Consider the following 16524-nt stretch of genomic DNA (forward strand, 5'->3'; position numbering starts at 1 on the left):
TTTTTTTATTTCAGTAATACCCGTACGTATCATGAAGAAAATGATGTAAAATTTATTAAGAACAAAGGAGGTTTTTGATGGATGGCTTATGTGTTACATATTCCCGGTTCGGTATTCCCGAGCAAGTAGTAACGGTTGAAAATAAGAAAGTCGAAAAACCCGGCTACGGCGAAATTCTGGTACGCATGCTTGATCGGCCCATCAATCCGTCCGACTTGATTCCGATTACAGGTGCTTATGCTCATCGGATTTCGCTTCCTGCCATACCGGGATATGAAGGGGTCGGCATCGTTGAGGAAGCGGGCGATTCCGTTTCACGGGAGCTTCTCGGCAAACGCGTTTTGCCTTTGCGGGGGGAAGGGACATGGCAGCAATTCGTTAAAGCTCCGGCTCAATGGGCAGTCCGCGTACCTGATTGCATAGAGGATTACACGGCCGCTCAGCTATACATCAATCCGGTAACGGCGTGGCTTGCCTGCACGGAGGTTTTACATTTGCAGCAGGACGATGTATTAGTCGTAAATGCTTGCGGCTCTTCGATCGGCCGTATTTTTGCGCAGCTTGCAAAGATCCTCGGTTTTCGTTTGATTGCCGTTACTAGAAACGACTCTTATACGAAGGAATTGCTGCAGCTTGGTGCTTCTTATGTGATCAACACGACAAAAACATCTTTGCGGAGCGCGGTACTGGAGCTTACGGAGGGGCTTGGGGCGAACGCAGCTATTGATTCGGTGGGCGGTCTGGATGGCGCGGATTTGGCGTACAGCTTGCGTTCAAACGGTACGATTTTGACCATAGGGCTTTTATCGGGTATGCCTGTTCAATGGGCGGAGGTTACACAAAAGACGAATGTTAACGTCAAATTGTTTCATTTGCGGCATTGGAATGAACAAGTAACCGGGCAGGCATGGCATGAAGTTTTTAACCGGTTGATGTCACTTATAACAGACAAAAAGCTGGAGCTTATGAAGCCGGCGTCATTTTACGATTTATCGTCGGTACGGGAAGCCGTTCAAGCAGCTAGAAGTGCAGAGGGTAATAATGGGAAAATTTTTCTGACTTCCATATAGGAAAGTTGATAAATAAATAGAAGACCGCTTGGTGAATACCATATAATGGGGTATTGACGATGGGACATTTCTATGATGGAAAGTAGTTTAGGAGTACCTTAGAAGGTTGAGCGGTTTCCGGCAATGGTGATATGAGTAACCCACCGAAATTTGCAGACGGGCAGCCCCTATGCTATCGTTAGAGCAAAAGAGAACCTTCTAACTGCAGATGTGCTGGGAAGACAGCGTTAGCAAGAGGAGGCATGACTTTTCAGGGGGAAGAGAAATGGCTGACGATAAGAAAATTAGCGTCTTATTTGTATGTTTAGGAAATATATGCCGTTCTCCGATGGCGGAAGCTATCTTTCGGCATAAAGTTCGGCACTTGGGAATCGAGGGCCGTTTTCGGATCGATTCGGCAGGAACGGGAGACTGGCATGTCGGTCAACCGCCGCATCTCGGAACGAGGAAGATTCTTGACGAGTACGGAATCAGTCATGAAGGGCAGCGTGCGAGACAGGTTGCCTCAGCCGACTTCTCCGATTACGATTGCATCGTTGCAATGGATTCGCAGAATGAAGCCGATCTGAATCGGCTCGGTAAAAATACGGGCGCGAAAATCATCAAGCTGCTCGATTTGCTTCCGGAGGTTGCGCTAGCAGACGTTCCGGATCCTTATTATACGGGGAATTTTCAGGAAGTGTACGAGCTTGTCGACAAAGGCTGCGATGCTTTGCTCGAATACTTGGGAACGAATAAGTAAATCGATATTTTCCGTTGATGAATGGAAAGAACGTAAGCTATTATCAAACCGATGCAGGTCTGACGATCGAAAGAGGCAGGACGATTTTACAGTTGCGGGCCATATGTATAGGGCTGACCCAAGGGATGTCTTGGCGTAGCCCTATTTTATTTTTTACAGTATATCCTTTGGAATGTGGAGGTTAGTCGGATGAAGGTCGTAGTTACAGCGTATAACGATAATTGGAATCAAATGTTCTTAGAAGAATCCAGCAAAATTAAAACGATTTTTGGCGAGGAGCTAATCGATATCCATCATATTGGCAGCACTTCGGTGTCGGGCTTGAAGGCCAAACCGATCATCGATATGATGCCGGTTGTGAAAGACATCGCAAAAATCGATTCCTTCAACGAGCAAATGACGAAGCTCGGCTACGAATGCATGGGCGAGCTTGGCATGAAAGGGAGAAGGTACTTCAGAAAAGGCGGCGACGATCGAACGCATCAAGTGCATGCTTTTCAGGCTGATAATAAAGCAGATATCGAGCGTCATTTGGCTGTAAGGGACTATCTCAGAACGCATGCCGAGGCAGTCGTACAGTATGGGGATTTAAAAGAAAATCTCGCCAAGCAATTTCCAAACGATATCGAAGCTTATATGGACGGTAAAGATGAATTCGTGAAAGAACTGGAAAGAACGGCGTTACATTGGTTTAGGAACTAATAGCGCATGAGAAGCTTTTCAACTTAAAACTATGAAATGGGTTGCCTAGCGACAATCTCTAATAAATAAACTTTCGCTGAAACCAGTAACTGATTGCAAACAACAGGCATTCTGTGGCCAGCTTTGCCGGCACGATGGGAATAGCAAAGAAGGTATGCAAAACATAGAGAAGCCCGTAATTAAACGCGAGTATCGCGGCTGCCAGCGCGTAATATCGCGACATGGATTTTATGACCTTTCTCTTCGCAGGACGAGAGAAAACGAACCGCCGATTCATAGCGTAATTCGCTGCCGAGCTCCCGACTCTTGCGCCAACGACGGAAACGAGCAGGTTCGAGGTCAGAAACTGAAGAAGCAGCAAGAGCACGAAGTCCAAAACGCCGGAAATAACGGAGGATGTGCAAAACTTCAAAATTGGTTTATAAACTTTGAACGAATCCGCAATCGGACGAAAATGGGAGGAACGGTTATCGTTCAAATAAATCGTCTCGATCGGAAGCTCCGAAATGCCGTATCCTTGTGCGGGAGCTTCCAGCAGAAGATTCATTTCGTATTCGAACCGCTCTCCCGGCACTTGACATAACCAGCCGAGCATCTGGTTCGGGTATCCGCGAAGGCCGGTCTGTGTATCGCCAATGCCGATCCCCGTCGCCGCGTCGTATATTTTGCTTGTGAGACGGTTTCCGATGCGGCTTCGGAGCGGCACCTTCCCCGTAAATCTTCGGCTGCCCAGAACGATCGTCGCCTCGCGAGCTTCAATCGCTTGGCCGACTGCGACGATATCCTTCGGCGCATGCTGCCCGTCGCTGTCCGCACAGACGACTCCCTCGTTCCATCCGTGCTCCATAATGTATTGAAAGCCTGTCTTTAAAGCTCTCCCTTTGCCCATATTCGAGAGGTGAGTCAGAACGGTGCAGCCCGCCGCTTTCACGGCTTCGAATATCCCGCGGAAGCGTTCGCCGCTGCCGTCATCAACGATGACGATCGGCGCATCCGTCATGGCCCTAAGCCGCTCGATCAGCTCCACCAAACGGTAATCCGGTTCATATGAAGGAATCAATACGGTCATGATCGTTTACTCCTCCCCCAAATAAAGGATATCGCTTACTCCGCGCTCCGCTTGCTTGCCTTGCGGATTGTTCACGACGCGGCCCATAAAATACATTGTCGATGAACCGCCGCCGTCCAGGTTGTACGCTTCCTTCGCTCCGAGATCGGCAAATAATTGCGCAAATTCATCCAGCGTCATCCCCCGGCTGTCGCTCTGCCGGCCGTCGACAACGACGAACACGTAATGATTCGGCGCGATCATCCCCATGCCCGTACGCGGGTTAGCGTTCGAAATGGAACGATTGCCGAAGTTCGTATCGATTTTGACCTTATCGAAGTTCTGGAGAAGCTGTCCGTTTTCAATCAACACGGGACCGAATGAAAGCGTATGGAGGACGCCGGAATCAAGCAATGTTTGTGCGGATACTTTTTGCTCGTCATAGGAGGCCATTGTACCGTCTTTGTATAAAGCGACGGCCTCCCGGGCCGGTTCGTCCCGATATAGCGTACCGTTACGAATGATGACGCCGTCGCTGCGAAAGCCGTAATAGTCGCCGTTGATTGCAAAAACGGCTTGATGAGCGGAAGCGATGTCGGAAGTATTCTCGATGATGTTTCGCCCGAATTTGTTTTTGGCGAAGGCGGATTGCAGCACCGAAGCGTCCGAAGTTATGACGTCGGCTACGTAATACGTAATCCGATCGCCGCCTTCGCCGGTTGCCACTTGTTCGATCGAGATGCTAAGATCGTCGCTGCTGTAGCTCCAATCGTCGGATTTCACTTCGGATTCGACGTTGCTCTCTTGATCCGCTGCAAGGTTGGAATCCGGTTCCGCTGAGGGGGCGGGAGCGGCCACGATGGTCTCGACATGCTCGATCAGGTATCGATCTGCGAGCTTGAAAAGGATGCCGCCTGCAACTGCGATACATACCGCCGCAATGAAGAGCCGTTTTCGCAAGCGCGGACGTTGATTGAAAAACATAACTTCGCCACCCTTTCTTCTTTAGCTTAGCTTTATGGTCTGGTCCGGTCTCCACCCGCTCCGCCGCGGCCTCCGCCCATTCCGCCGCCCCCGGGACCCGCATTGCGGGAGGTCGTGACGCCGGACTCGTTCAACCAAGTGACGGAGCCCGTTATTGTGAAATCGACGACCTTCGTTTCACCCGAGAAGAAGGTGAGGGTTTTGTCTTTTTGCAGCTCCGGCGAACTGATAACGACCGTTTGATAAGCTTTTGCCGGTGTGACGCTTGCGACAACTTTCCCTTCGCCGTCTTTAAGCTGTATCAAACTGCCTGCCGCTTGCGTTTGGGGAAATGTCATAACGACGGACATTTGACCGGAATCCTCGGAAGGAGCCATGGCCATGCCGGAGCTTCCCGCCGCGATCAAGGTGCCTCCGCTCAAATTGAAGGTTCCGTCATAGTCCAAAGCGCCATTATTATTCGTTGTCGGACCGTAGACAATAACGGTGCCGCCGGTCATGACGATCGAACCGTTCGAATCCAAGCCGTCGCCGGCTGCATCCACCGTTAAGGAGCCGCCTTTGATCGCCAGCTTGCCGCTTGCTGTGGAAGAGAAGCGATTTTGTCCCGGACGTCCGCCGACGGAAGAACCGTCGTTGCCTCCTGAAATATTGACGCCGTCATCGCTTGAGACGAGGTGAATGTCGCCGCCTGAAATCGTTACTTCCGAGCTTTCGATACCTTCATAGCTTTTGGCGATATCGATGGTTCCTCCCGTGATTTCAATGGAAGTGTCCGCGTGGATGCCGTCGTCGCCGGAGTTGATTTTCATTTCACCGCCTGCGATCGCAATCGATCCATTGCTGTGCAGCGCATCGTCTGCGGAGTCAAGCGTGAACGTTCCGGCGAATACGGCAATACTCGAAGCCGCTTTTACCGCTTTGGCGCTCGGCGTATCCGCATTTGCAGCTTGCTGTGCGGAGCTTCGGGACCCGCCCATGCCTTGTTTGGCGTCGGTTGTTTTCGCCGCGCCGCTTGCGCTGCCTCCGCCGGAAACGATCGCGTAGGTGCCGCCGTCGATCCTGATGGCGGCAGCCGATTGCATGCCGTCACTCCCGGCTTTAATCGTGAACACTCCGCCTTCGATGGCGATGTTTCCTTTTGAGGCTTCGGTATCGTTCGTCGTTTTGATGCCGTCACCGCCCGCATCGATGGTGATGGTCCCGTCTTTGACGGCTACCAGATCCCGTCCCATAATCCCGTCATCCGCTGCATGTACCTCGATTGTGCCGCCTGTTAATTTCAAATCGTCCTTGCTTGTCAAGCCATTGTTATAGTTGCCGTGAACGACAAGCGAACCGGTGCCGTTCACGGTTAGATCCGCTTTGCTGAAGACGGCCGCATTCGGCTCGTCGTCGGCATTGTCCGCGGAGGCGTAAGTTTCGCCGTCCGATATGCTGTTTTTTGTTCCCTCCTGCAAAGTAATGATCGCTTTGTCCGCTTCCTTGATGTAGATCGGAGCGCTGTCGCTGCTGTGAAGCTGCGTTCCGTTCAGAACCAAATGCACCGTCTCCGTTTTTGCCACGTCTACCGAGATTTGACCGTCATCCCAAGCTCCGCTAAGCACATAGGTACCCGGTGACGTAATGGCAACGGACTTGTCATTCGCTTTCGCACCAGACCCTTCGACGCTTGCAGTTGCACCGTTAAAACGGATCATGGTCGGATTTTCTTTCGTCCAATCGGCAGCGTAATCGTTGTCTTTGTAAGTCGCTTTCTCAGGTGCGCCTGCTGCATTCGAAGCATTCGCCGCGGCAGTTGTCGGCGCAGCTGCGGAATCGGATTGCGAAGAGGGGGGAATACTTGTGGAATTGCCGTTGCTGCCGCCGTTTCCGCTGCATCCGGCCAAGACGGCTGCCGTACATAGAAGAACGACCCCTAGCTTTGTACGATATTTGCTCATTTTGATCATCCTTTCCGAAATGTTTAATAGTCTGTAGTCGTGGGACTCATCGTTAAAGCGATGTCCAAATTTCCGTTACGGACTCGAATCGCGTCCAAAAATTGTTTTTGATTCGTGACAGGATCCATCGTAACCAAATAAACCAATTCATAAAGACTGCCAAGCTCAGTCGTTCTGACCTTCTTAAGCTCATAGACGATATTGAATTTTTTAAATACTTCGTCGAATGCTTCTTCATAGGCGAGGTCCTCGGGAATCGTGACCTTAAGCAAACGCTGCGCTGATTTCTTAAGTCCGAATTTCGTTACGTTCAAAATGAACATCAGCACGCAAAGGCAAACGGTAAATAATGCGGCATAACCGAAGGAGCCTACGCCGACAGCCAGTCCGGCCGCCATTGTGAGCAGAACGTAAGCGATATCTTTAGGATCGCCGGGCGCGCTGCGAAATCGAATGATCGAGAAAGCTCCCGCCAGACTGAATGCCCTAGCGATATTGCTTCCGATCAAGAGGATGATGACGGCTACGATTGCAGGCAGCACGACCATGGTTAACGTAAAGTTGGGCGAGTAGCCGCTGCGTAAGCTTGTCTTCATATAAGTGAAGCTGATGATCAAGCCCAACAAAATAGAAATCAAGATGGTTAATATGGCATGGGTTAACGTTAAATCCGTCGCAGCCTCGGTCGATGTAAAGATGGATTCAAGCATATTGGGAATCCCCCTGACGGCTTTTGACGTTTACGACGTACTTTTTATACTCGTTGCCGTATTTGGAAAAGCTCGTTCGAAACATGTGATGCTCCGAAAGCATTTTCGACAGCCAGACCGGCATCGTTTTCTCCGCCTTGACTTCCATCAGCCATCGCCCCTGTTCGAGCAAGGCTTCGCCGTGGTCGCCGTCCTCCAGCTTCAGGTCGCAACGCCTGGACCGGATATTGGTGTCGAACGTAATGCGAAGATCGCGGTTATCGATGCTGAACAGCGCTTTGCGTTCATATGCCAAATATACCTTAGGCATAAGCTCGTATCGCTGCATAAAATATTGAATCTCTTGAATCACCTGCTTGTTCATATAAGGCTTAAGCTCAAGCTCAATTCCGGGCTTCATGAAATCATAGGCTTCTTGGAGCCGAAGAGCTGTTCTTCGTTTATTGACCAGGCCGAATACCTTCTTTTTCAGCTCCAAATACACTTTTGCGTTTTCTTTCGGAACGCCGTATCCTCGCAATCGAAGCTTTTCTTTATACTTCGGCTTCGAGAGACTTTTACGAATAAGCGCGTCGTCCCATGTATCGTAGTAAATGTTGCTGATGGAATAGAACGGATGCTCTTTGTTGTAATCGTCGGGCTCCATATAGCCGAGCAGTCTGTTGTAAAACCGGTGAACGGCCGTATCGTCAAGCAAATATTTATTTTCATATCGGTTGAATACTTCAATTGCCATATTCCAGCTCACCTTTCCGCGTTCGTTTCCGTCACTATTCGAAGTATATCTCCTTAAACTGAAGGGGCTCTGAAGACAAGTTGAATGATTCATGAGCGTTCGCTGAAAGACTGCTGAATGTTGCTGTATTTGGATCGAACGTGAGGCAATCCGTAACAAGGATAAACGGCTTCGCCTACCTTTGGGACGGGCGCGTTTACCGTTGAAATATAGGCACTTGATAGGTGGAACATATAAACTTATATTTAAAAAAATGATACAATAACGAAAAAAGCAGCAAGTACGGAGGTTGGAGCATGCGAATCGGAATTGTCCCTTTTCAAGAACAAGATCACGATAGATTGGTGGAAATTTGGTACGAGGCTGTACGTGATACGCATACATTTTTGACGGAAGAGGATATTGATTTTTATCATCAAATGGTGAAAAACGGCGCCTTGGATGAAGTCGAGTTGTGGGTGGAGCAAAACGAAAATAACGTTCCGAGAGGATTTATCGGGCTGGACGGAACGAAAATCGAGATGTTGTTCGTCGATCCGAAATATCATGGGAAAGGAATAGGCACACGCTTAATAAAACATGCCGAAGCGATAAAGGGCGGCAATCTTCAAGTTGATGTCAATGAGCAGAACGAGGGAGCGTGTGCATTTTACAAACGCTACGGTTTTGTACGGACGGGACGCTCGGAGCTGGACAGCTCGGGACGGCCGTTTCCACTGCTTCATTTAAGCAAAACGGAGGCGAGCGCCGATGAGCGATGAAAGCTGCAATCCGTTATTGGACAAGGTTAGAGCGCTTTGCTTGTCTTTCCCGGGCACAAGCGAGCGGATTAGTCACGGCGCGCCGACATTTTTCGTCAACGAGAAGAAGTCGTTCGTCCAATACCATAACAACCATCACGGAGACGGCAAAATAGCGTTATGGTGCGCGGCGCCGTCAGGCGTTCAATCATTGCTTGTCGAAGCGGAGCCGGACATTTATTACATCCCGGCTTATGTCGGCCATCTCGGATGGATCGGCGTGCGGCTCGACCGCCAGGCCGAATGGGAAGACATCGCCGGCGCGATCGGCGGCGCTTATATGGCGCGCGCGCCAAAGAAGCTTCAAGCGCTCGTGGCCGGCAGGTCGTTCAACGCTTAAACCGCAGATAAACAAAGGGTACTCGCAAGCGTCGTTATGACTAATGGAAAACATACAGTTAATTTCCGGAAAACCCCTTGAATTGTAGAATTTAATGGAAAACCTACAGTTATTTTCGTTGAAAAATCCCGAATATGAAGAAATGCACCAAATTACATGCATTTTTCCCAGCTAATTGTCTTTTTCTCACCTTTTAGCCGAAAATAACTGTATGTTTTCCAGTTAGCCCCCCAAGCCGCGCTTCACGGCACCTTCCAGGTAGCTGGTTATCGTAGCATCTCTACACATAGACTTTACTAACGAACCTATACCTGTCATATCATGAGGTTAGCTTATCAAAACAAGAGTCCGCGTTATATTGCGGACTCTTTTTTCGGCTTTTCCGCATGAGCGGCAGCTCGAGCCTATAATTTTCAAAAATCTTTCATAAAAGGTATATACGAAATTAGGTCATAACTCCTATACTTATTGTCGAAGGCATGATTTGGTACATTTAACCGGGTAAGGGGCTCCATCGTCGTTCTTTTCTTTAATACGGCGTCTTTTCTAGTCACATTTTTCAACCATTGATAGGAGCATTCCGAATTTCAAATAGTTACATAAGGACCGGCGATTTGTCGCCGATAAAACTGGATTGAAATAAACAAAAACAGCATTCATCCGAATGCCGGTTAGGAGCAGATGATGTTAGTAGAACTGAAGAACAGCCCCAAAGCTATGGAGGCGCTTGAAGCCTCGATGATCGTTTCGATAACGGACGGAGAAGGGAGGTTTACTTATGTCAATGATCGTTTCTGCGAAGCTTCCAAGTACGAGAGAAGCGAGCTCATCGGAAGTAACCATACCATCATCAACTCGGGTTTTCATCCCATTGAGCATTTTCAGGATATAAGGGAGACGATCGGACAAGGGCAAGTGTGGAAAGGGGAAATGAAGAATCGGGCCAAGGACGGCAGCGAGTATTGGGTTAACCTTACGATTATCCCGTTTGTGAATGACAAAGGGGAGATTTTGCAGCATGTGGCTATCGGAACCGACATTACGAACCGCAAGCAGAGCGAAACGGTTTTAAACCAAACGATCGAAAATTTGCGCGATATCGAAAATGCTTTGGATGAGTCCTCCATCGTCGCCATTACCGATGACAAAGGCGTTATTACGTACGTTAACGAGAAGTTTTGCGAGATTTCCAAATATAATCGGGACGAGCTTATCGGCAAAACGCATCGGCTCATTAACTCAGGCTATCATCCGAAAACCTTCTTTAAAGAGATGTGGGAAACGATTAAAGGGGGAAGCGTTTGGAGGGGCGAGGTCAAAAATCGGGCCAAGGACGGCAGCGAATATTGGATGAATACGACGATCGTTCCGTTCCTCGGCAGCGACGGGGCGCCCAGGCAGTTTATATCGATCCGATCGGATATTACGGACCGGGTCAAAGCGGAGGCCGAATTAGCCGAACGTACGGAACAGCTCGCGAAAGCGCGTGATGAGGCCATTCAAGCAAGCTTGATCAAAAGCCAGTTTTTGGCCAATATGAGCCATGAACTGCGGACTCCGCTAAATGCGATTATCGGGTACAGCGAAATGCTTCAGGAAGAAGCCGAAGAGCTTGGGGAGTCGATTTTCGCGGAGGATTTGGGCAAGATCAGGAAAGCCGGCAGTCACCTGCTTGCTTTGATTAACGATATATTGGACATTTCAAAGATCGAAGCAGGAAAAATGGAGCTTAGTCTGGAAACATGCAGCCTGCAGGATTTGATCCATGACGTTTTGACGACGATTAGGCCGCTGCTCGAAGGCAACGGAAATGAAATTCGGACACAGTGCATCGAAGAAGGAGAACTAAACATCGATGTAACGAAAATGAGGCAAATCTTAATTAACTTATTAAGCAATGCCAATAAATTTACGAAGGACGGACTGATCCAATTCGACGCCTATATGGAATCCCGATCCAATGTGAACGGATATGTGTTTCGCGTACGGGATACGGGGATCGGAATGACGCCGGAGCAAATCGCCAAGCTGTTCCAGCCTTTTACGCAGGCGGACGCTTCCACGACGCGGAAGTATGGGGGTACCGGTCTCGGGCTTGCGATCAGTCAACGTTTTATACATTTAATGGGCGGCGAAATCGGCGTCGAAAGCGAATTCGGCAAGGGCACGATTTTCTCGTGCTGGCTGCCGGTCGCTGCGGAAGAATCGTCGAATTATGCTTTGCCGATCGCTTTCGATGCAATTGAACTCGAAGTGGAAGATGCTGAAGAGGTCAGCATTTTGCTTATCGACGACGAAGTATTCAACCGCGAGCTGATGAAACGTTATTTAGCCAGAACAGGCTGGACGTTGGCTTATGCGGATAACGGCCCCGAAGGACTAAAGCTTGCCAAAAAACTGCGCCCCAAGGTCATCTGTCTGGATATACTCATGCCGAGCATGGATGGTTGGAGTGTGCTTGCGTCGCTGAAAAACGATCCGGAGCTAATGGATATTCCGGTCGTCATATGGTCCATGACCAGCGATCGGCAGCTGGGTTATACGCTTGGCGTTTCAGAATATTTGACGAAGCCGGTTGAGCGGGAGCAACTGATCAGAGTTATGGAAAAATATATTACCGAACGTGACGACCATCAAATTCTAGTTATTGAGGACGATGCGGCGACCACCGATATTATGACCAAGTTTTTGCGAAAAGAAGGATATTCGGTAATCCAATCAAGAAACGGGCGTCATGCTCTCGAGCAAATGTCCAAAAGTCTACCTTCTATTATTTTGCTGGATTTGATGATGCCGGAAATGGACGGCTTTCAATTCATCGCCGAGCTGCGCAATCGTGAAGAATGGCACAATGTCCCGGTTGTCGTCATTACCGCCAAAACGATAACGGCAGAAGAAAGGCAAATTTTAGACGGATTCGTTAAAAACATAATGCTGAAGAGCTCACTCGATTACAGTTATTTGATAGCAGAGATTCGAAAGTTCATAGAATTTGCTAAGGGAATGCAGGAGGAGGATTAAGTTGATTTTCGAAAAGCAATTTGTTCACGAGTCAACGCAAGTTCTTGAAAGCAACGCCGTGCTAGCATCGATTGAGCGCTCGCTTGCAATGATCGAGTTTAATATGCAAGGCGAAGTTCTATGGGCAAATGAGCCGTTCGCCTATTGTATGGGCTACCAAGCAAGTGAACTAACAGGCAAAAACCATAGGCAATTTTGCACGGCCGAATTTAGTAAAAGTCTTGAGTATGAGCAGTTTTGGAATGATTTGAGGAAAGGCAGCGCTTTTCAAGAGAAAATCGAACGTGTTGCCAAAAACGGTACGAGCATTTGGCTAGAAGCGACCTACATGCCAATTCGCGATAATCTAGGGGAATCCGTGGCGGTCCTAAAAATAGCCACGAACATAACGGCACGGGAGCAGGCGAATATCCGCATGATGGACGAGCTGCAGCAAATGGCGGCCTATGTGAAGAACCGTTCCGATCAAGGGTTAAAACGCGGACGGCAAGTGGCCGATATAATGGATAACGTCGTAAATGAGAATGAATCGAACATCCGTCACCTGCATGATTTGGAGGGACAAGCGAAATCCGTACGAAACATCGTTCAAACGGTGAGGGAATTTGCCTCGCAGACGAATCTCCTTGCGCTGAACGCTGCGATTGAGGCTGCTCATGCTAAAGAGCATGGACGCGGGTTTAACGTCGTCGCAGTTGAAGTGCGCAGGTTGTCGGAACAGGTTCAAGCGGCGGCCAAAGAGATACAAGCCTCGATCGAAGGTATTGCCGAACAGGTGGGGCGTGTCAGCAAAAGCTCGAATAGTTCGAGGGATGCCGTTATCAGCAGCAGGGAACAGCTTCGGAATGCTATGGATGAATTCGCCGGCATCGGCGAGGCAGCCGGAAAGCTGGACGAACAGGCCAAAATGTTAATTCAATAATTGAGACGTGCATACGAAAGTGGAGGCCACATCTATGATAACCATCCTTCTTATCGAGGATAATGAAATGAACCGCGACATGCTTTCCAGACGCTTGGAGCGCAAAGGTTATCGGATCGTTACTGCCGAGGACGGCAGACAGGGAGTAGACCTTGCCGGACAAATAAATCCGGATATTATTTTGATGGACTTGAGCTTGCCTGTTCTGGACGGCTGGGAAGCGACACGGATCCTGAAGGGATCAGCCCGCACCGGTCATATTCCGGTCATCGCCTTGACCGCCCATGCCATGAAAAGCGACGAAGAAAAAGCGTATCAGGCCGGATGCGACGATTTCGACACGAAGCCGGTCGTGCTGGACAGATTGCTCGAAAAGATGAGGAGATTCGTTACCCATGAAGGATGATATCCTGCTCTCCAAAATATTGATCGTGGACGATCAAGCATACAATATCACGTTATTGGAGCGCATTCTCGTGCGGGCGGGCTTCAAGCATATTTACAGCATTCAAGATCCGCGTTCGATCACGGTTTCGTTTACAGAAATCGACCCCGACATCGTTCTGCTCGATATGCACATGCCGGAGATGGACGGTTTGGAGGTTCTGCGGTTCATTCGGGAACAAAACGAGCCGGACGAATTTTTTCCGGTGTTGATGCTTACGGCCGATGTTACCCCCGAAGCCAAACAGAAGGGGCTGCAAGCGGGGGTCAATGATTATTTGACGAAGCCTTATAACCGGACGGAAGTTATCCTGCGCATCCACAATCTGCTCAAAACGAGACAGTTATATCTTCAAATCCAGCAGCACAAAAGCCATTTGGAGGAACGGGTACGCGAGCGGACGGAAGAGTTGCAGAAGGCCAAAATCGAAATATTGCAGCTGCTGGGACGCGCATCGGAGTACCGCGACGATATGACGGGCAGACATACGTTAAGAGTGGGCAAGCTGTCCGGATTAATCGCTGGCCGCTTGGGACTGTCCGAGGACCATGCGGATATGGTTCGTATGGCGGCGCCTCTCCATGACATCGGAAAAATCGGCATCCCGGATCAGATTTTGCTGAAGCCGGGACGGTTCGAGCCTGGCGAATTTGAGCAAATGAAGGCCCATACGCGGATCGGCGCCAGCATCCTGGAGGAAAGCTCCTTTGCCGTGCTGAAGCTGGCCTGTATTATCGCCAAGTCTCATCACGAAAAATGGGACGGGACAGGTTATCCGGAAGGACTGAAAGAGGAGGGAATTCCGATCGAAGCCAGAATCGTGGCTTTGGCGGATTTTTACGATGCGCTGACTCATGAGCGGCCTTACAAAAGGGCCTGGTCGCAGGAGGAGGCGGTTGCCGAAGTGAAAAAGCAGTGCGGTTTTCATTTCGATCCTAAAGTTGTTGATGCTTTTCTCGGGTTATACGAGGAGGAGCGTTTGCCGGGAGACGACGATTGAAAACGATACATATCCATACATTCGCCTCGATTGCTTATGCGGTCGGGGCTTTTTAGTACGGTCGTCCCTCTTCCCAAAATGCCAACCTGCACGTAAAATCTTATGCTATAATGGCTGGCAAGGATAAACGTTCATGACCTTTCGGGTCACAGCTTATGATGAACATGCAGCCCAGCAATCTCGCATTTTCGTAAAAACGGCTGCAAGCGTCTTGACACTGAACGTTTACCGTTGAAAAGTAAGCACTCAATAAGGTGCAGCATTTTTCTTATATGTTAAAAATTGAACAAGGTGGTTGAAGAGATGGAGTGGCAATTGTCGTTTCCGAGCATGGCAAGTTTTTCGCTGCATTCGTTGAAAAATAGAGTCATTGCCGTGCTGCTGCTCAGCACGATGATTCCGCTTATGCTGAGCGGCGGCATTTCCTACTTTTCCATTACTTCCATCATGGAAAATAAAATTCAGAATGGCGTGCACAGCAATTTACGGCAGGTGCAAATATCCCTTATCAACACACTCTCGAATCTAAACCACGTATCTCAACAACTGGCCTTTAACGGTACGGTCGGACGGGATCTTGCCAAATATTTCGAAACCGATGACATTCTGCTTAAGGATCAGCTGGGAAGAGACATTCAGAATAATGTCAATTTAATCCGATTTACGAATCCCGACCTCGGCCACATGTTTTACTATTTTGCGGATACGCAAAGCTATGTGTTTCCGGAGCCGATGCTGAGCGATAAATTCGTTCCGGACAACTATCCTCAGCTTTTGCAGCAAGGCGAGATGACGTATTACGGTCCTCATCGCACGACTTTGTCGCGTTTTATCGACCGGACGGTGCTCTCCGTTACCCGCAAAGTGGACGTTCCCGGCTACGATAATCTTTACGTCTATATCGAGACGAGCTTCCAATTGACGCAGAACGTGCTGCAAGCGGATAATTCCTCCATGAATGCCGCGCATTTGCTGGTCAACGAACAAAATCTTATTACCTACAGCGAAAACAAGCAGTTTCCGGTCGGGACCGCGTATGAGCCTGCACGTTATCGCGAGGGAATTTACGAAAGCCAAAGCAGCTTTCTTTTCGAGGAGCCGCATGATCAAGGCTGGAAGCTTGTTGCCGTGATCCCGAAGGAAAGCTACAACAGCGAGAAAAACTTGTGGCTCCGGCAGTTCACGTTGTTTACATGTTTTTCCGTATTCATTGCGCTCGTTTTCGCTTGGACCATTTGGAGAACCGTAAGAAGACCGTTAAGCCGCTTCAACAAAGAAATCAAACAGCTGCACGACAGCAACTTTCACTCGCCCCTCAAAATGACGAAAATCATCGAGTTCGATTTTTTACTTCGCAAGTTCCAGCTTATGCGACAGCAAATTTGGGAGCTCCTGCAAGAGGTAAAGGAGAAAGAAAAGCGAAAAACCGAAGTCGAGATCGAAAAGCTGCTTTTCCAGATTAACCCTCATTTTATACACAACACGCTCGATACGATACGATGGCTGGCACGGTCGAAAGGCATGCTGGAAATCGATAATTTGATATCCGCATTAAACCGCGTTTTGTATTACAACATGGGAAAGGGCGGCTCGACGACGATACGGGAAGAAATCGAAGCATTGACCGATTACATCGAGCTGCAGCGCATACGTTACGATTTTGAATTTACGGTAACGATTCATGCGGACGAAAACGTGCTTAGCCGGCAAATTCCCCGATTTATTCTTCAGCCGCTGGTCGAAAACTGCCTCTATCACGGTATGAAGGACGAAGGCGTAATCGAGGTGCATATCGCGGTGGTTGAAGGGCGGTATACGAGTATTCGGGTGCAGGATAACGGAGCCGGCATGACGGAAGAGGATATTGAACGGCTTATGGAGAACCAGTCCCGAGAGCGGCGTAAAGTCGGGATGGGGATCGGGCTTTATTACGTGAATCGCATGATCCGAACGCAATACGGCGAAGAAGCGAATTTCGACATTCACAGCAGACCGGGAGAAGGAACGACGATGTCCTTGCGAATCCCGCTTGATAAAGAGAGAGAAGGGGAGGAATGAAAC

General features: G+C 49.1%; 15 protein-coding genes. 10 read left to right on the forward strand and 5 right to left on the reverse strand.

All coding sequences use genetic code 11. The features are described 5' to 3' along the window. The first annotated feature begins 77 nt into the window (after nt 1-77). The 3 genes from DQG23_RS02705 to DQG23_RS02715 all read left to right on the forward strand — a co-directional run bounded on the left by DQG23_RS02705 (nt 78) and on the right by DQG23_RS02715 (nt 2514). Nucleotides 78-1070, forward strand: a complete 993-nt coding sequence (locus tag DQG23_RS02705; RefSeq protein WP_113029232.1) for a zinc-dependent alcohol dehydrogenase family protein — start codon at nt 78-80, stop codon at nt 1068-1070. Between the two features lie 265 nt (nt 1071-1335). Continuing rightward, on the forward strand, nt 1336-1812 hold the full coding sequence (locus DQG23_RS02710; protein ID WP_113029233.1) for a low molecular weight protein-tyrosine-phosphatase: 477 nt from the start codon (nt 1336-1338) through the stop codon (nt 1810-1812). A gap of 189 nt (nt 1813-2001) precedes the next feature. Then, on the forward strand, nt 2002-2514 hold the full coding sequence (locus tag DQG23_RS02715) for a GrpB family protein (protein ID WP_113029234.1): 513 nt from the start codon (nt 2002-2004) through the stop codon (nt 2512-2514). A 58-nt stretch (nt 2515-2572) separates the two neighbouring features. Here the strand turns inward: DQG23_RS02715 and DQG23_RS02720 are convergent, their stop codons facing one another. The 5 genes from DQG23_RS02720 to DQG23_RS02740 are packed head-to-tail and all read right to left on the reverse strand — an operon-like array spanning nt 2573 to nt 7935. Continuing rightward, the gene (locus DQG23_RS02720; RefSeq protein ID WP_113029235.1) at nt 2573-3583 is read right to left on the reverse strand and encodes a bifunctional glycosyltransferase family 2/GtrA family protein; all 1011 of its coding nucleotides are present in this window, start codon (nt 3581-3583) and stop codon (nt 2573-2575) included. Nucleotides 3584-3589: 6 nt separating this feature from the next. After that, nucleotides 3590-4546, reverse strand: coding sequence for a phosphodiester glycosidase family protein (locus DQG23_RS02725; RefSeq protein ID WP_113029236.1), 957 nt, complete (start codon nt 4544-4546; stop codon nt 3590-3592). Nucleotides 4547-4578: 32 nt separating this feature from the next. Next, complete coding sequence (locus DQG23_RS02730) at nt 4579-6489, reverse strand: carbohydrate-binding domain-containing protein (protein ID WP_113029237.1); 1911 nt, start codon at nt 6487-6489, stop codon at nt 4579-4581. A gap of 23 nt (nt 6490-6512) precedes the next feature. Further along, the gene (locus DQG23_RS02735) at nt 6513-7199 is read right to left on the reverse strand and encodes a DUF4956 domain-containing protein (protein ID WP_113029238.1); all 687 of its coding nucleotides are present in this window, start codon (nt 7197-7199) and stop codon (nt 6513-6515) included. Continuing rightward, nucleotides 7192-7935, reverse strand: coding sequence for a polyphosphate polymerase domain-containing protein (locus DQG23_RS02740; protein ID WP_113029239.1), 744 nt, complete (start codon nt 7933-7935; stop codon nt 7192-7194). The genes DQG23_RS02735 and DQG23_RS02740 overlap by 8 nt, the downstream gene beginning before the upstream one ends. A 296-nt stretch (nt 7936-8231) precedes the next feature. Here DQG23_RS02740 and DQG23_RS02745 point away from each other — a divergent pair, with 296 nt between their 5' ends. From DQG23_RS02745 to DQG23_RS02775, 7 genes are all read left to right on the forward strand, one after another. Then, nucleotides 8232-8696, forward strand: a complete 465-nt coding sequence (locus tag DQG23_RS02745; protein WP_113029240.1) for an acetyltransferase — start codon at nt 8232-8234, stop codon at nt 8694-8696. Next, nucleotides 8686-9075 carry an MmcQ/YjbR family DNA-binding protein gene (locus DQG23_RS02750; protein WP_113029241.1) on the forward strand — a complete coding sequence of 130 codons (390 nt, stop codon included), beginning with the start codon at nt 8686-8688 and terminating at the stop codon, nt 9073-9075. Before DQG23_RS02745 ends, DQG23_RS02750 begins: the two co-directional genes overlap by 11 nt. 684 nt (nt 9076-9759) lie before the next feature. Next, a complete protein-coding gene (locus DQG23_RS02755) occupies nt 9760-12096 on the forward strand; it encodes a hybrid sensor histidine kinase/response regulator (RefSeq protein ID WP_158560263.1) in 2337 nt (778 codons plus the stop codon). 1 nt (nt 12097) lies between these two features. Continuing rightward, a complete protein-coding gene (locus DQG23_RS02760) occupies nt 12098-13018 on the forward strand; it encodes a methyl-accepting chemotaxis protein (protein WP_113029243.1) in 921 nt (306 codons plus the stop codon). A 34-nt stretch (nt 13019-13052) separates the two neighbouring features. Next, nucleotides 13053-13424, forward strand: a complete 372-nt coding sequence (locus DQG23_RS02765) for a response regulator (RefSeq protein ID WP_113029244.1) — start codon at nt 13053-13055, stop codon at nt 13422-13424. Further along, entirely contained in the window at nt 13414-14463 is a 1050-nt protein-coding gene (locus DQG23_RS02770) for an HD domain-containing phosphohydrolase (RefSeq protein WP_113029245.1), read from the forward strand. Before DQG23_RS02765 ends, DQG23_RS02770 begins: the two co-directional genes overlap by 11 nt. 303 nt (nt 14464-14766) lie before the next feature. Next, nucleotides 14767-16521 (forward strand): sensor histidine kinase, encoded by a 1755-nt coding sequence (locus tag DQG23_RS02775; protein WP_113029246.1) that lies wholly within the window; start codon nt 14767-14769, stop codon nt 16519-16521. Nucleotides 16522-16524 lie beyond the last annotated feature (3 nt).

Source organism: Paenibacillus contaminans, from assembly GCF_003285015.1.
GTDB lineage: Bacteria > Bacillota > Bacilli > Paenibacillales > NBRC-103111 > Paenibacillus_V > Paenibacillus_V contaminans.

Coding starts and splice junctions, on each gene's coding strand:
- DQG23_RS02705 (WP_113029232.1), top strand. CDS start 78: ATGGATGGCTTATGTGTTACATATTCCCGGTTCGGTATTCCCGAGCAA.
- DQG23_RS02710 (WP_113029233.1), top strand. CDS start 1,336: ATGGCTGACGATAAGAAAATTAGCGTCTTATTTGTATGTTTAGGAAAT.
- DQG23_RS02715 (WP_113029234.1), top strand. CDS start 2,002: ATGAAGGTCGTAGTTACAGCGTATAACGATAATTGGAATCAAATGTTC.
- DQG23_RS02720 (WP_113029235.1), bottom strand. CDS start 3,583: ATGACCGTATTGATTCCTTCATATGAACCGGATTACCGTTTGGTGGAG.
- DQG23_RS02725 (WP_113029236.1), bottom strand. CDS start 4,546: ATGTTTTTCAATCAACGTCCGCGCTTGCGAAAACGGCTCTTCATTGCG.
- DQG23_RS02730 (WP_113029237.1), bottom strand. CDS start 6,489: ATGAGCAAATATCGTACAAAGCTAGGGGTCGTTCTTCTATGTACGGCA.
- DQG23_RS02735 (WP_113029238.1), bottom strand. CDS start 7,199: ATGCTTGAATCCATCTTTACATCGACCGAGGCTGCGACGGATTTAACG.
- DQG23_RS02740 (WP_113029239.1), bottom strand. CDS start 7,935: ATGGCAATTGAAGTATTCAACCGATATGAAAATAAATATTTGCTTGAC.
- DQG23_RS02745 (WP_113029240.1), top strand. CDS start 8,232: ATGCGAATCGGAATTGTCCCTTTTCAAGAACAAGATCACGATAGATTG.
- DQG23_RS02750 (WP_113029241.1), top strand. CDS start 8,686: ATGAGCGATGAAAGCTGCAATCCGTTATTGGACAAGGTTAGAGCGCTT.
- DQG23_RS02755 (WP_158560263.1), top strand. CDS start 9,760: ATGTTAGTAGAACTGAAGAACAGCCCCAAAGCTATGGAGGCGCTTGAA.
- DQG23_RS02765 (WP_113029244.1), top strand. CDS start 13,053: ATGATAACCATCCTTCTTATCGAGGATAATGAAATGAACCGCGACATG.
- DQG23_RS02770 (WP_113029245.1), top strand. CDS start 13,414: ATGAAGGATGATATCCTGCTCTCCAAAATATTGATCGTGGACGATCAA.
- DQG23_RS02775 (WP_113029246.1), top strand. CDS start 14,767: ATGGAGTGGCAATTGTCGTTTCCGAGCATGGCAAGTTTTTCGCTGCAT.